The organism is Promicromonospora umidemergens, assembly GCF_024171995.1.
GTDB lineage: Bacteria > Actinomycetota > Actinomycetes > Actinomycetales > Cellulomonadaceae > Promicromonospora > Promicromonospora umidemergens.
This window is the reverse complement of the sequence record NZ_JAMTCT010000008.1, coordinates 22255-37057: the sequence shown is the minus strand read 5'-3', so window position 1 is coordinate 37057 and position 14803 is coordinate 22255. Positions and strand designations below refer to the sequence as shown.

The following is a 14803-nucleotide window of genomic DNA, read 5'->3' as shown; positions in this document are numbered from 1 at the left end:
GCCGCATCGCGGCCCGCGCCAACGGTTGGAGCCGCAGTGAACGCCGACACCCCCGACACACCGTCGATCTCCGAGCTCGCTGAGCTTCGGCTGTCCCGCCGGACCGCCATGGCGGGCGGTCTGGCCACCGCGGCGGCCGCCTTCTTCGGCGTCACGGCCCCGGCGGCCGCGGCCGGGTCGGGTGCGAGTGCCGGGGCCAGTGGCGGTGCCGCCGCGGCGGCGGAGAGCCTTGGCCGCGGCGGCGGGCGCCCGCTGCTCGGCTTCCCCGCCATCGCGCCCAGCATCGCCGACGAGGTGCTGCTGCCGCCGGGATACCGGTACGACGTGCTCTTCCCGTGGGGCCACCCGATCGTCCCGTCCGGCCCTGCGTTCGCCGAGGACGCGAGCAACAGCGCGGCCGACCAGGCGCGGCAGGCCGGCGACCACCACGACGGCATGTGGTTCTTCCCGCTCCGGGACCGGCGCTCCGGCCTGCTCTGCGTCAACCACGAGGCCACCACCGAGAACCTGCTGCACACCGACGGCCGGGCCGCCTGGTCGGCGGAGAAGACCGCCAAGTCGCAGGCCGCGCACGGCGTCTCGGTCATCCAGGTCGAGCAGGACCGCCGGGGCGAGTGGCAGCTCGCCGAGTCGCGGTTCGCCCGGCGCGTCACCATGACCACGCCGATCGAGCTCACCGGCCCCGCGGCGGGGCACCCGCTGATGCGGACGGGCGCCGACCCGGACGGCGTGCTCGTGCTAGGCACCCTGAACAACTGCGCGAGCGGCCCCACCCCGTGGGACACGTACCTGACGTGCGAAGAGACGATCAACAAGTACTTCTACTACGGCGAGCAGCCGCCGACGGCCGGGTCGGTCGAGGAGCGCTACGGCATCGGTTCCGAGAGCCCGTACCCCTGGTACACCACCGACAGCCGCTTCGACATGCAGGACGAGCCGAACGAGTACAACCGGTTCGGCTGGGTGGTGGAGGTCGACCCCTTCGACCCGACGTCGACGCCGAAGAAGCGGACCGCGCTCGGCCGGATGGAGCACGAGAACGCCGTCGTCGTGCGGGGGCGGCGCGGCGAGGCCGTCGTGTACATGGGTGACGACACCCAGTTCGACTACTTCTACAAGTTCGTGGGCGCCGAGCCGATCGTGAAGGCGCGCAAGGCCGGGCGGAGCCCGCTCGACGAGGGCACGCTGTACGTCGCCAGGTTCGACGAGGACGGCTCGGGCCGCTGGCTGCCGCTTGTGCACGGCGAGCCGGGCCTGACCACCGCGGACGGCTTCGCGGACCAGGCCCAGGTGCTGATCCACACGCGCCTCGCGGCCGACGCGGTGGGCGCGACGCCGATGGACCGGCCCGAGTGGTGCACCGTGCAGCCGCACACCGGCGCCGTGTACTTCACCTGCACGAACAACACGGCCCGCACCGAGACCGTGAACGCGGCGAACCCACGGCTGAACAACCGTTACGGCCACATCATGAAGATCGACGAGAACCGCAACCCGAGCGCCGTGCGCTTCGACTGGGACATCTTCCTTCTCGCCGGGGACGAGGCCAGCGGCGCCACCGTTCCCTCGGACCAGGCGTTCGGCTCCCCCGACGGCCTGTGGTTCGACGCCGTCGGGCGGCTCTGGATCCTGACCGACGGCGCCCAGCCGCAGGTCGACGGCGGCGACCAGAACAACCAGATGCTGGTGGCCGACACCGAGCGAGGCGACATCCGCCGGTTCCTCGTCGGTCCCCCGCGCTGCGAGATCACCGGCATCACCGCCACCCCGGACGGCCGGTCGCTGTTCGTCAACATCCAGCACCCCGGCGACTCGGGCACTCCCGACAACCCGCGGGCGAGCTCGAGCTGGCCCGACTACAGCCCGACGGGCCGCCCCCGGTCCGCCACGATCGTCATCACCAGGGAGGACGGCGGCGTGGTCGGCGCATAGCTCTTGTACCGATCCGCGCCGGACGCGCCGAGCGAGCCAGGGGGCGCCGTGGCATCGTGGCCGGGGAAGCCGAGGCACGAGAGGGGACCATCGATGCGTGGTACGGATCTGCTCGCGGACGCGTTCGGCCGGATCAAGGAGGCGGTGCACGGCTCGGTCCTGGGATTGTCCGCCGACGAGCTCGCGTTCCGCGTCGACGAGGAAGCCAACTCGGTGGCGTGGCTCGTCTGGCACCTGACCCGGGTCCAGGACGACCACGTCGCCGACGCCGCCGGCGCCAGCCAGGTCTGGTCCGACGACGGGTGGGACCGCCGGTTCGGGCTGCCCTTCCCTGCGGAGGAGACCGGCTACGGGCACGACGCCGACGAGGTCTCCGCCGTCCGGGTGTCGTCGGCCGACCTGCTGACGGGCTACCACGACGCGGTGCACACGCGGACGGTGCGCTACCTGACCACCCTGTCCGACGCCGACCTCGAGCAGGTGATCGACGAGTCCTGGGACCCGCCGGTCACGCTCGGCGTCCGGCTGGTCAGCATCGTCGCCGACGACCTGCAGCACGCGGGCCAGGCCTCGTTCGTCCGCGGGATCGTGCTGCGACGACGCGAGCGGCCCTGACGAAGTCCAAGAGGTGGCGGGGCGCCGTCCGAGCACGCGCTGCTCCTCGACGTACTCCTGCGCACCCAGCGGCACACCGTCGACAACGTGCGCCCAGAGCACCACGGGATCCTCCGGATTCTCATGAAGCCATCGGACACGTTGGAAGTAGCTGCTCGTCACCCGGGGATTCTCCAGCACGCCCCAGAGTCCGTGCGGAGAACCGCACTCGTTGCCCCGCCGGATGGCAACAGCGCAGGGGCACGGTGCTCCGGTGGCGGGTGCCGGGTGGGCTGAACTGTGTTCGGCTGGGACCGGGGTATGCGGGCTGTGCCGAACGCACGAGACACGCAGTGAAGGGGACGACATGCGCATCGACCTGACCGGCAAGACGGCTCTGGTGACCGGCTCGACGCAGGGCATCGGACGGGCGATCGCCGCGACGCTCGTCGACGCGGGTGCCCGGGTGGCGATCAACGGCCGACGCGCCGAGGGCGTCACAGCCGCGATCGACGAGCTACGAGCAGAGTCAGGGAGTCGCGAGCTGGTCGCGGCAACGGGCGACGTCTCCGATGCAGCGGGCGCCGACGAGGTGCTCACCGCGACGGGCGACGTCGACATCCTGGTCAACAACCTGGGCATCTTCGGCAGCATGCCCCCGCTCGAGATCGACGACGACGAGTGGCGCAGGTACTTCGAGGTCAACGTGCTCGCCGCCGTCCGGCTGATCCGGTCCAGCCTGCCCGGCATGACGGCGCGTGGCTGGGGCCGGGTGCTCAACATCGCCAGCGACTCCGCGATAGTCATCCCGGCCGAGATGATCCACTACGGCGTCTCGAAGACGGCGCTGCTCGGGGTCTCCCGCGGCTTCGCGAAGGAGGCCGCGGGCACCGGCGTGACGGTCAACTCCGTCATCGCCGGGCCCACGCACACCGGCGGCGTCGAGCAGTTCGTCTACGAGCTGGTCGACCCGAACCTGCCGTGGGACGAGGCGCAGCGCGAGTTCATGCGCCTGCACCGCCCGCAGTCGCTGCTCCAGCGGCTCATCGAGCCGCAGGAGATCGCGAACCTGGTCGCCTACCTCAGCTCGCCGCTCGCCTCGGCGACGACGGGCGCCGCCGTCCGCGTCGACGGCGGCTACGTGGACTCGATCCTCCCCTAGCCCGGCGGGTCAGAACCAGAGGAACGGCACCACCATGGTCAGCAGCGTCACGACCGGGGTGATGATCACCATCGACAGTCCCCAGACCGTGAGGTTCCGGTTCACGCGTGTGCGATCCACCTCCACCGTCGAGGCGACGATGGTCGCACCAGTGGTCCCGAACGGTGCGCAGTCGACGAGCGACGCCGAGATCGCCAGCGCGTAGATGAAGCCGGTCATCTCCAGTCCGCCACCCGGCACGAGCAGCGGGACCGCCAGCGGGATGAGCGCCCCGATGATGCCGATCGTCGAGGCGAACGCCGAGACCAGGCCGGCCACCACGCAGATCACGAACGCGGCGACGAGCGGGTCGCTCACCGACCGGGCGGCCTCGCCGAGCTGGTCGATGGCGCCGAGCCGGGTCAGTACCTCCACGTAAGTGATGATGCCGCCGAGCAGCAGGATCGTGCTCCAGTCGACCTTGTTGATCGCGCGGCGTCCGACGCCCGGGTCGACGAGCGCGAGGATCACCGCGATGGTCAGCGCGACCACACCGAGGTTGACGTCCACCTCGAGCTGCGTCAGCAGGAAGAACCCGCCGATCAGCACCACGATCGAGGCCAGCACGAGCACCTGCATCGCCGTGATCCTCGTGGTCTCGACAGTGGTCTCGGTGCGCGTCAAGGTCGCGACGCCGCCGGACGCGCTGCCGCTGCCGCCACCGACGCCACTTCCGGAGCTGCCGCCGGACGACGCCCCGCCCGGTCCGCCGCCGGACGACGAGCCGGACGACGAGCCGGACGCCTGCCGCGAGCGCTGGATGAGCTCGCGACCACCGAACATGAAGAAGGCGACGAGCACGACGAGCGCGTTGACCCCCACCGAGAGTCCGAACATCAGGCCGGCGTCGTAGCGGATGTCCGCGGAGGAGGCAACGGTCTGCACGGTGATGCCGACGATGCTGGTGGGCGCCAGCGCACCACCGACGATCGCGGAGCTCATGGCGATGGCCATCATCGTGGAGCTGATCCGGTGGGTGGCCGCGAGGCTCATGGCGATCGGCACGACAGCGAAGGCAGCGTGCGAGGTGCCGAGGCAGGCGACGCCGGTCGCGACGAGCCAGAGGCCCCACGGCAGCAGCGCCACGCGGTCGCCGATCAGGCCGATCGAGCGGTCCACCAGCCAGCTGATGGTGCCGGTCTCGCGGGCGATGCCGAACAGGTAGGTGATGCCGAGCAGGATGATCAACGCGTCGACGGGGAAGCCACCGAGCACGTCGTCGAGGCTCTCGCCCACGACGCCGATGCCGACGATGAACGCGGCGACCAGGGCGAGCGCGCCCATGTGGATGTGGCGCAGCGCGGAGATCCCGAAGACCGCCGCGAGCCCGATCAGGGCAATGATCTCGGCGGTCATGCCACCCGCTCCTCTGGGTTCCGCACGGCGTGCGTGCTCGGGTCGAGAATCGTCATCGATCGTCTCCGTCGTTCGTGGTGGTGCGGGTGATGCCCGTCAGGTAGGCGGCGAGCGCCGGCGCGTCGACGCCTTCGACGTCGTCCAGGCCGATCAGGTCGCCCTGAGCGACGGGGCGTACGAGGCGTGCGCCGTCGAGCAGGTAGTACGGGGCCGCCGTCTCCGCCCCGTCAAGGACCGCGGGGTCGAGCAGCACGGGGGCCACGCCGTCGATCTCATGGTGGTGGCCCTGGACAAGGAGCTCCGTCCCGACGCCGAGGTCCTCCGCCGCGCGGGCGGCGAGCAGGGTGGTCCAGCGCGGCGGCAGCGCCGGCACGCGGTCGGCGGCGGCGTGCACGGTGAGCGGCGTCTCGACGCCCATGTAGTGGTATGGCCAGTAGATGCAGGCGTAGCGTCCGTCGCGGCTGATGACGTGGCCCTTGCCGCGCAGCAGCTCCCAGGTGACCGGATCACCGGTGCGCACGACGGCGAACACGCCGCCGGCGAAGCTCGCCTCGCCCGGCAGGCGCAGCGCCGAGAAGACGTCGACGACGCCGTCGTGCCCAAGGATGCCGCCGTGCTCGCGTGCGGCGTAGATGTCGGCGAGCTCCGCGATGCGGGCCACCGGGTAGTGCATCGCCTCGACGTCGGCGGTCGCTCCCGTCCGCGTGGCGACGACCGCCATCTCGCAGGAGTCGGCCGCCGCTGCCCGCTTGAGACCGCGCACGGCCTCGGCGCGGCGGGCGAGCGTGCCGGCGACGTCGTCGCCGAGCTCCAGGAGGCCGGTGAGCTCCGGCGCGTCCACGGTCACGCCGGCCTGGGTCACGCGGCCGGTGGCGGGGTCGAGCTCGAGGTCGTACTCGCCGGACTTGCCGATGGCGACGATGTCGAGCCCGACGGCACTGACCCAGTCGACCAGGCGCAGCAGGTTGGCCGGCTGGTCGCCGTCGCCCGGGAGGTAGCTGAGGCCGTTCGCGGCGGCACGCGCCCCGAGCTCGACGCCGACGACGGTGTCGACCTCTTTGCTCACCATGACGACGTGCGTGTGGTTGTCGAGGGCGGCCGAGGCGTACGCGAAGCCCGCCGACACCCTGCCACAGGCCTCGACGAGCACGTCGACGCTCGCCCAGTCGAGGGCGTCCGCCGAGGTGACGAGGGCGATGCGGCCCTCTTCGACCAGGCGTGCCGTTGCCGCGGCGTCCGTGGCCTCTGCGACCCGCTCCGCCGGTACACCCAGCTCGTCGAGCATGCGGCGTACGCCCGCGACGTCGGGGTCCACCAGGACCACCGGGCGGATCTCGGGGGTCAGCCCGAGCGATGCGAGGAAAGTGCGCCCGTAGCCGCCGTTGGCGCCCGTCAGGGCGACGCGGAGCGGGGCGCGCGTCCGTGTGACGTGATGAAGGATCACCGTTGTTCCGATCGTCGTGCACCAGCTCGGCGATCGAGCGGGCTGGCGGCCACTGTGCCACAGCTTCTACTATCGTCCAACTTCGCATCAAATCGTCACAGGGTGTGAGAGGATCCGAACATGCTCGGATCCATCGCCGACGACTTCACCGGCGCCACCGACCTCGCCACGATGCTGCGCAGGTCCGGTCATCGCGTCTGTGTGGTCGTCGAGAACGGCACGCTCACCCCAGACCAGCTCCGCGAGGTCGACGCGGTGGTCGTCGCGCTCAAGACCCGCACGGCGCCGCGCGCCGAGGCGGTGCGCGCCTCGCTCGACGCGGTGGACCGCCTGCGCGCCTGGGGCGCCACGCGCTTCTACGTCAAGTACTGCTCGACCTTCGACTCGACGGACGACGGCAACATCGGCCCGGTCCTCGACGCCGTGGCCGACGCCGTGGGCGCGGCGCGCGCCGTCGTCGTGCCCGCGCTGCCCGCCAACGGGCGCACGGTGTACAACGGCCAGCTGTTCGTGGGCGCCGACCTGCTCGAGAACTCCTCGATGCGGCAGCACCCGCTCACACCGATGACACGCTCGCGCGTCGCGGACCTGTTACGCCCGCAGACCCCGCACGACGTCGGCGAGGTCGCCCTGCCCACCGTGCGCGAGGGGGCCGACGCCGTCCGGGCCGCGCTCGACGCGTCCGCCGCCCGCTACACGGTGCTCGACACGGTCGCCGACGACGACCTTGCGGTGATCGGCGAGGCCACCACCGACGACGTCCTCGTGTCCGGGGGTTCGGGCCTCGCACTCGGCATCGCCGGACCACGGCTGCCCGACGCCCTGTGGTCGCCGCCCGGTACCGACCGCGGAGTCGTGCTGTGCGGCAGCGTGTCTGCGACGACGCTCGAACAGGTCGCGCACGCCGCACGGACCCAGCCCGTGCGGCTGATCGACCTCGCCGCGGCGGTCGCCGACGAGCAGGGCACCATCGCGCAGCTGGCCGCGTGGGTCGAGCAGCAGCCCGTCGCCTCCCGTCCCGTGGTGTGCGCGGCCCGAGAGCGCGCCGACGTGCGGTCCTCCGTTGACGACGTCGAGGTCGCGCCCGTCGTCGAACGGGTGCTCGCCGGTGTCGCCGGCCGGCTGGTGGCCCGCGGAACCGTGACGGCGCTGATCGTCGCTGGTGGCGAGAGCAGCGGATCGGTGGTGCGTGCGCTGGGCGTCGACGCGCTGCACATCGGGCCCGAGCTCGCGCCCGGCGTCTGCTGGGCGACAGGCAGCGCCGAGGGCCGCACGGTGGCGCTCGCGCTCAAGAGCGGGAACTTCGGCGGCACCGACCTGTTCACGCAGGCCTGGGAGGTGCTGCGGTGAACGCGCAGGACCACGCTCCGAACGACGCCACGGACGACACCACGGACGCCGCCGCTGAGGAGGCGACGAAGGCTCTCGCCGAGGCCGGACGGCAGCTCGTCGCCGCCGGCCTCAGCCCGGGCAGCAGCGGGAACGTCAGCGTGCTGGCCGGCGACCGGATCCTGATCAGCGGTACCGGCTCGTCCCTCGGGCAGCTCTCCGCGGCCGACCTCGCGCACGTCGGGCTCGACGGGACGCACCTGGGGGGCGCCCGCGCCTCGAAGGAGACGCCGCTGCACGTGGCCTTCTACCGGCGCGACGCCGGCCACCGCGCCGTCGTGCACGTGCACTCACCGCACGCCGTCGCGCTCGCGTGCCTCGCCCCGTGGGCCGCGCACAACGCGATCCCTCCCCTGACGCCGTACTTCGTGATGCGGGTCGGGCAGACGCCGCTGCTCCCCTACCGTCATCCGGGCGATCCCGCGCTGGGCGACGACCTCTTCGCCGCACCCTGGCCCCTGCGTGCCGCGCTGCTCGCCAACCACGGCGCCGTCGTCGTCGGCTCGTCCCTCGACGAGGCCGTCGACCGCGCCACCGAGCTGGAGGAGGCGTGCCGGATCGCGCTGCTCACGGCAGGCTCGTCGCGCCGGGAGCTGGCGCCCGAACAGATCCAGGACCTGGCCGGACGCTGGCGCAGCCCCTGGACTCCGGCGCCCCTAAACTGACGCGCAGGAGGCAACGATGGCGAAGACGACAGCCCTGATCCCGGAGCAGCGCAGGCAGCAGATCCTGCAGCACCTGCGCACGGAGCAGGTGCTCAGCTACCGGCAGATCACCGAGCTGCTCGGCATCAGCCAGATGACCGCGCGACGCGACGTCGCCCTGCTCGCCGAGCAGGGCCGCGTCCGGGCGACGCAGGGCGGCGCCACCCTCGTGACCCGGCTGCTGAACGAGCCCCGGCGGGCCGAGAAGGCCGTGACCGGCCTGCCGGAGAAGAAGGCCATCGCCCGGGCGGCCGCCGAGCTGGTCACCGACTCGATGACCATCTACCTCGACGCGGGGACCACCGTGCAGGCGATGCGCCCGTACCTTGAGGACCGGACGGGGCTCACGGTCGTCTCGAACGACCTGAGCACGGTGCTCGCGTTCCTCGACCACCCGAGCGTCGACCTCATCAGCGTGGGCGGGCGCGTCGACCCGGACAACCAGTCGACCATCGGCCGCCTCGCGGCCCTGACCCTCGCCGAGCTGTCGCTCGACATCGCGTTCCTGTCATCGAGCTCCTGGGACGCGCGCCACGGCGTCACGACGCCGGTCGAGGCGAAGATCGAGGCGAAGCGCGCCGCGATGGCGTCGGCGACGACGACCGTGCTGCTCGCGGACAGCGGCAAGTTCGGCCGCTTCGCCAAGTACCGCGTGCTGTCCCTGGACGAGCTCGACACCGTGATCTGCGACCTCGCGCTCGACGAGCCCGACGCCGAGCGGATCGAGGCCCTTGGCGTCGAGGTCGTGCGCGCGCAGCTCCCCTGACCCGTGAGCTCGTCGGCCCGCGCGATAGCCTGGCCGCATCGCCGCTGATACCACCACACGTCCCGAGACCGCTGGCGAGCTGCTGACCCTCGCGGTCGAGGACCTCGTGCGCCGGATCCACGACCGCGTCCCGGCGGCGCTCGCCGACGAGCCGGACGCCGTGCACGGGCTGCGCACCTCGGTCCGTCGCCTGCGCAACGTGCTCGCCGCGTTCCGGAGGTACCTCGACAAGGATGCGACCGCCGAGCTGCGGTCCCTGCTCAAGGAGTGGGGCGACGTGCTGGGGCGGGCCCGCGACCTGGAGGTCCGCGCGCAGCAGGTGGCCGCGGCGGCTGACACGGCGGCTGACGCGGCGGCCGACACGGCCGGCCTCGACGAGCAGGCTCGCTCCGCCCTGCTCGACCCGCTGCTGACGGCCCACGAGCAAGCGCACGCCGACGTCGTCCGCTGGACCCGGTCGAACAGGGGTCGGGACCTCGACCGGCTGCTGACCGAGTGGGCGGCCGAGCCCCGCCTCGGCGAACGAGCGTCGCAGCCGGCGAAGAAGGCAGCCCGTCGCGCCGTCCGCCGGCAGGCCGAACGCACCCTCGGTTCCGTGGGCGAGCTCACCGATCTCGCGAGCGCCCACGAGCTGCGCAAGGCGGCACGCCGGCTGCGGCACACCTGCGAGGCGATCACGCGCGAGCCTGTCGGGCTGCTCGGCCGCAGGACCAAGGACCTCGGTTCCGCCGGACACCGGATCCAGTCGCTGCTCGGCGACCACCGCGATGCCCTGCTCCTCGCCGAGCACGTCCACGCGCACGCGGGCGGCTCAGAGGCGTACGACGCCGTCGTGGTCGGGTGCCACGAGCAGGCCGTCGCCGCCCTGGCGGACCTGCCCGCCGCGCTGGGCGAGCTGGAGACGCGCGCGCCCTCCCCGAAAGAAAGGTGAAAACGGCGGTGAACTTCTCGCCGCAAATCGGGGGATCGCGTGATGGAGCCGGGTCGCGGGCCGCCGCACACAGGTTCAGCGCATACGGTCGTCTCGTCTCGTCCTGCCTGACCGCCTGACCGCCGCCCGCCGTCGACCGCCCCCGAAGGAGCCCCGTGCAGCTTTTCGACCTGGTGCTTCTCGTGGTGCTGTTCCTCGCCCTCATGGCCGGCCTCAGCCGGGGCCTGCTGGCTACGCTCGGCGGCCTGATCGGCCTCGTCGTCGGCGGTGTCGCGGCCTTCTGGGCGGTCCCGGCCGTCAACGACCTGCTGCCCACCTCCGAGTGGCGCGGCCCGGTGTCCATCGCCGTGGCCATCCTTCTGCCCCTGTTCTGCGCCTCCATCGGTGCGGGGCTGGGCCGGAACCTGCGACAGGGCGTGGACCGCACCTCGCTCCGCCCGCTCGAACGTCTGCTCGGCGGGGTCGCGAACGTGGGCGTCGTCGCCCTTGCGCTCTCGTTCGTCGGTAACGCGATCAGCGCGACGGGCGCGCCCGGTGTCGCCTCGGCGGTCTCCTCGTCCGCCGTCCTGCGCACCATCGACGACCTGACGCCGCCCGCCGTGGGCCGCCCGCTCGCCGAGATGCGCTCGATCGTGCTCGACGACGGCCTGCCGCGGCTGAACATCCTGATGGTGCCGCGAGACACGCCGGTGGTGCCTGCCGTCGACCTGGAGAACGCCGAGCTGGAGGCGTCGGCGCAGTCCGTGGCCCGGATCTCGGGCATCGCGTACGCGTGCGGCAAGAGCTCGACCGGGTCGGGGTTCGTCGTCGCCCCCGACCGTCTGGTGACCAACGCGCACGTCGTGGCCGGTGTGGACCGGCCGGTCATCGAGCTTCCCGGCGGCACGGTCCGGGAGGGGCGAGTGGTCTACTACGACCCCGTCGACGACCTCGCCGTGATCGCGGTCGACGACCTCGACGCGGACCCGCTGGGCATAGCGCCGACGCTGTCGGTCGGCGACAGCGGCGTCGTCCAGGGCTACCCCTACGGCGGCCCGTTCACCTCGGGCAGCGCCGGGGTGCTCAGCGTCAGCACCACGCGCGTCCCGGACTCGTACGGCGCAGGCGGCGCGAACCGTGAGGTCTACTCCCTGGCGGCCGTGGTCCGCCCCGGCAACTCGGGCGGCCCGCTCCTGACGACCCAGGGCGAGGTGGCCGGCGTGATCTTCGCGCGCGACGACTCCGACCGCGACATCGGCTACGCGATGACGACCGCAGAGCTGATGCCGGTCGCCGCTCAGGCCACCGACCTGGAGGCCGCGGTGACGACCGGGCAGTGCGCGAGCTGACGCCCCGGACGGCCCGGCCGTCCCGCTCGGCCTGGCGGCGGTGCGGGACGGCCGGGGCGGCTCAGGCCGTCGCCCGGTAGACGAACCCGGCGAGCGGGGCGTGCAGCCGCCAGCCCAGCGCCTCGTACAGGGCGCGCCCGTCGGAGCTCGCGCCGAGCACGCCCGTCGTGGCGCCCTGCTCGACGGCGGCGTTCGCCAGCGTGCGCATCACGAGGCTGCCCAGGCCGCGGCGCTGGTGAGCCGGCTCGGTCTCGACCTGGTCGACGACGGCGCTCTCGCCGGCCACCGCGACCTGGCCGCGGGCGGCGAGCCCGCCGTCGGCGGCGAGCACGCGGACGAAGGTGACGCCTGCCCTGGTCTCTGCGGTCACCGCGTAGCCGTCGGGGGCGCGGGCGCTCGACGGACGCAGGCCGGTCGCCATGAGGAACGTCGGAGGCCCCGCCGTCCAGCCGGGCGGGAGCCACGTGGCGACGACCTCCGGAGCGACGAACGCCCTGAGCCACGTGTGGGGCACGGTGACCGCACCGGCCACCGTACGGACCGCCGCCTCGCTGGAGTCGAGCAGCACGTACCGGGCGACCTGGTCCGGCCGCCCGACCTCGATCCGGAAGCCCTCCGCCTGCTCGACCGGCGGGGCGGTCCCCCGGGACAGCGCCCAGCCCGCCACCCAGGCACGCACGAGCCGGGGCAGCGGCGGCTCCCCTGGCTCGTCAGGCACGCGATCGTCAGGCACGCGATCGTCAGGCACCCGATCGTCAGGCACGCGACCGTCAGGCACGCGACCGTCAGGCACGCGACCGTCAGGCACTGACCGCCTCCGCACGATCCTGGTCCGGCTCCGAGGCAACGCGGGCGCCCAGCAGCTCGCCCAGCTCCGGGGCGTCGACGTCGGCGCCGAACACGGCAGTGCCGGGCTCCATGCGGATCCCCTCGGCGAGCGTGCCTGCGACCACCGGGTCGAAGCCGAGCGCGTCCACGATCGCGGCCACCGCCGCGACGTCGGCCGGGTCGTCGCCTGCGACGCCGATGGCCTTGCGGCCGGGCGACCCGGGCAGCCGCGCTTCGTCCTCGAGGTCGTGATAGCCCATGTGGTTGAACGCCTTGACGACATGCGTCCCGGGGAGCGCCGCCTGGACCAGCTCGCTCGTGGACTCCTCCGGCCGCAGGATCGCGTCCCGCGGGCCGTCGACCTCCCACCAGTGGTTCATCGAGTCGATCACCAGCGTGCCCTCCAGCACCGCGGCGGGGATGGTCCGGTACCTGCCCAGCGGGAGGGCGAGGACGACGGCGTCCGCCTCGCGCGCCGCCGTCTCGGCATCGACCGCGCGGGCGCCCGGAGCGAGCACCTCGACGGTGAGCGCTATGCGATCTGGGTCGCCGGAGCCTGCCACGAGCACACGGTATCCGGCCGCGACGGCAAGGCGGGCCAGCACCGTGCCGACCTTGCCTGCGCCGAGAATCCCGAGGGTGCGTACGGGGGCCGCCGACATCAGGACACCGCCGGCTTCGCCGGCTGCTCGGCGAGCAGCTCGCGGACCATCGGGAGCACGCGCGTGCCGTACAGCTCGACGGCGCGCAGCCGGTCGCTGGCGCGCATGGCCCCGCCTGCGGAGTAGATGAGGTCGAACCGGCCGACGTCCAGGGTGCCGATGGCCCGGGCCATCTTGCGGGCCACAGTCTCGGGGGAGCCGATGTAGAGCGAGCCCTGCGCGACGTCGGCCTCGAACTCGCCCCGGCGCAGCGGCGGCCAGCCCCGCAGGGCGCCGATGCGGTCACGGACCACCTTGTAGCCGGGGTAGAACAGCTCCATCGCCTTCTCGTCCGTGTCCGCGATGAAGCCGGGCGAGTGCATGCCGACGGGGTAGGCGGTGGTGCCGACCTCGGCGGCCGCCCGGCGGTAGAGGTCGACGTACGGCACGAACCGCTCGGGCGGGCCGCCGATGATCGCGAGCATCAGCCGCAGCCCGTACGTGGCGGTGCGGAGCACCGACTGCGGCGTACCGCCCACGCCGACCCAGGTCGTCAGGCGCCCGGACTCCGTCTTGGGGAAGACGTCGGCCTGCGCCAGCGACGGCCGCAGGGTGCCCTCCCACGTGACCGGCTTCTCGTCGAGGAGCCGGACGAACAGGTTGATCTTCTCCTCGAAGAGCTCGTCGTAGTCGCGCAGGTCGTAGCCGAACAGCGGGAACGACTCGGTGAACGAGCCGCGCCCGAGGATGACCTCCGCGCGGCCGTTCGACAGGGCGTCGACGGTCGCGAACCGCTGGAAGACGCGTACCGGGTCGTCCGAGCTCAGGACCGTGACGCCCGAGCCGAGCTTGATGTTCGAGGTCCTGGTCGCTATCCCGGCCAGCACGGTCTCCGGGGTCGAGATCGCGTACTCGGGGCGGTGGTGCTCGCCGACGGTGACGGCATCGATCCCGACCTGGTCGGCGAGCACCGCCTCGTCGACCGTGCGCCGGATCGCCTCCGCGTAGGAGACGACCTCACCGTGGTCGTTCCGCGGCAGGTCGCCGAAAGTGTCGATGCCGAACTCGATGTCGCCCATGGGGGACTCCTCCACGACTGGCCTGCACATTTGATTGACGTGTCAATCATGCGCCCGATATGGTTGACACGTCAATCACTGGAGGTCGTCGTGACAGAGGACACACCGCTCCGCTCCCGGCAGTCGCCGACGGCGGACGAGCTGCGCACCTGGCGCGGGTTCATCGAGACCGCACAGGCGCTGAACGCGCGGCTGAGCGCCCGTCTGCACGAGGAGTCAGCGCTGTCGCCCGGCGACTACGCGGTGCTGCTCGCCCTGAGCGAGGCGGACGGGCGCCGCCTGCGCTCCTCCGAGCTCGCCGACGCCGTCGGCTGGGAACGCAGTCGGCTGTCCCACCACATCAGGCGCATGGAGGGGCGCGACCTCATCCGCCGCGACGACTGCGCCGTCGACTACCGCGGCGCCGAGGTGGTCCTCACGGACCACGGGGCGCAGGCCTTCCGGAGCGCCTCGGTGCCGCACCTGCGCGCGGTGCGCGAGCTGTTCGTCGACGCCCTGACCCCGGACCAGCTGGAACAGGTAGAGCACCTCACGGCGGCGCTCCGCACCCGTTTGGACCGTCCCGCTCGGTGAGCGAGCCGCGGGCCTCCGGTTGCGAGCGGCTCCGAGC

Annotated in this window: 14 protein-coding genes; 9 read left to right on the top strand and 5 right to left on the bottom strand. The window is 72.6% G+C overall.

All coding sequences use genetic code 11. The features are described from left to right. Positions 1-36: 36 nt before the first annotated feature. The 3 genes from APR04_RS14540 (at position 37) to APR04_RS14530 (ending at position 3688) form a co-directional block, all read left to right on the top strand. Positions 37-1932, top strand: coding sequence for a PhoX family protein (locus tag APR04_RS14540; RefSeq protein WP_253871392.1), 1896 nt, complete (start codon positions 37-39; stop codon positions 1930-1932). Positions 1933-2025: 93 nt separating this feature from the next. After that, positions 2026-2547 carry a mycothiol transferase gene (locus APR04_RS14535; protein WP_253871390.1) on the top strand — a complete coding sequence of 174 codons (522 nt, stop codon included), beginning with the start codon at positions 2026-2028 and terminating at the stop codon, positions 2545-2547. A 346-nt stretch (positions 2548-2893) separates the two neighbouring features. Then, entirely contained in the window at positions 2894-3688 is a 795-nt protein-coding gene (locus APR04_RS14530; RefSeq protein ID WP_253871389.1) for an SDR family NAD(P)-dependent oxidoreductase, read from the top strand. Between the two features lie 9 nt (positions 3689-3697). Here the strand turns inward: APR04_RS14530 and APR04_RS14525 are convergent, their stop codons facing one another. Together APR04_RS14525 and APR04_RS14520 are read right to left on the bottom strand one after the other, a co-directional pair. Continuing rightward, positions 3698-5083: an SLC13 family permease gene (locus APR04_RS14525; RefSeq protein ID WP_253871388.1), complete on the bottom strand. Its 1386-nt coding sequence runs from the start codon at positions 5081-5083 to the stop codon at positions 3698-3700. A 52-nt stretch (positions 5084-5135) separates the two neighbouring features. Then, positions 5136-6527 carry a homoserine dehydrogenase gene (locus tag APR04_RS14520; RefSeq protein WP_253871387.1) on the bottom strand — a complete coding sequence of 464 codons (1392 nt, stop codon included), beginning with the start codon at positions 6525-6527 and terminating at the stop codon, positions 5136-5138. A gap of 120 nt (positions 6528-6647) precedes the next feature. On the opposite strand from APR04_RS14520, the gene otnK reads away from it, so the two are divergent. The 5 genes from otnK (at position 6648) to APR04_RS14495 (ending at position 11645) form a co-directional block, all read left to right on the top strand. After that, the gene (gene otnK, locus APR04_RS14515) at positions 6648-7877 is read left to right on the top strand and encodes a 3-oxo-tetronate kinase (protein WP_253871386.1); all 1230 of its coding nucleotides are present in this window, start codon (positions 6648-6650) and stop codon (positions 7875-7877) included. Further along, positions 7874-8581 (top strand): class II aldolase/adducin family protein, encoded by a 708-nt coding sequence (locus APR04_RS14510; RefSeq protein ID WP_253871385.1) that lies wholly within the window; start codon positions 7874-7876, stop codon positions 8579-8581. The genes otnK and APR04_RS14510 overlap by 4 nt, the downstream gene beginning before the upstream one ends. A gap of 16 nt (positions 8582-8597) precedes the next feature. Further along, positions 8598-9386: a DeoR/GlpR family DNA-binding transcription regulator gene (locus APR04_RS14505; RefSeq protein ID WP_253871384.1), complete on the top strand. Its 789-nt coding sequence runs from the start codon at positions 8598-8600 to the stop codon at positions 9384-9386. Between the two features lie 37 nt (positions 9387-9423). Continuing rightward, a complete protein-coding gene (locus APR04_RS14500; RefSeq protein ID WP_372496114.1) occupies positions 9424-10317 on the top strand; it encodes a CHAD domain-containing protein in 894 nt (297 codons plus the stop codon). A 155-nt stretch (positions 10318-10472) separates the two neighbouring features. Beyond that, entirely contained in the window at positions 10473-11645 is a 1173-nt protein-coding gene (locus APR04_RS14495; RefSeq protein WP_253871381.1) for a MarP family serine protease, read from the top strand. Positions 11646-11706: 61 nt separating this feature from the next. Here the strand turns inward: APR04_RS14495 and APR04_RS31035 are convergent, their stop codons facing one another. From APR04_RS31035 to APR04_RS14480, 3 genes are all read right to left on the bottom strand, one after another. Continuing rightward, positions 11707-12378, bottom strand: a complete 672-nt coding sequence (locus APR04_RS31035) for a GNAT family N-acetyltransferase (protein ID WP_253871380.1) — start codon at positions 12376-12378, stop codon at positions 11707-11709. A 67-nt stretch (positions 12379-12445) separates the two neighbouring features. Continuing rightward, positions 12446-13135 carry an NADPH-dependent F420 reductase gene (locus APR04_RS14485; protein WP_253871379.1) on the bottom strand — a complete coding sequence of 230 codons (690 nt, stop codon included), beginning with the start codon at positions 13133-13135 and terminating at the stop codon, positions 12446-12448. After that, a complete protein-coding gene (locus APR04_RS14480) occupies positions 13135-14193 on the bottom strand; it encodes an LLM class flavin-dependent oxidoreductase (protein ID WP_253871378.1) in 1059 nt (352 codons plus the stop codon). The genes APR04_RS14485 and APR04_RS14480 overlap by 1 nt, the downstream gene beginning before the upstream one ends. 90 nt (positions 14194-14283) lie before the next feature. Here APR04_RS14480 and APR04_RS14475 point away from each other — a divergent pair, with 90 nt between their 5' ends. Further along, the gene (locus APR04_RS14475) at positions 14284-14766 is read left to right on the top strand and encodes a MarR family winged helix-turn-helix transcriptional regulator (RefSeq protein ID WP_253871376.1); all 483 of its coding nucleotides are present in this window, start codon (positions 14284-14286) and stop codon (positions 14764-14766) included. Positions 14767-14803 lie beyond the last annotated feature (37 nt).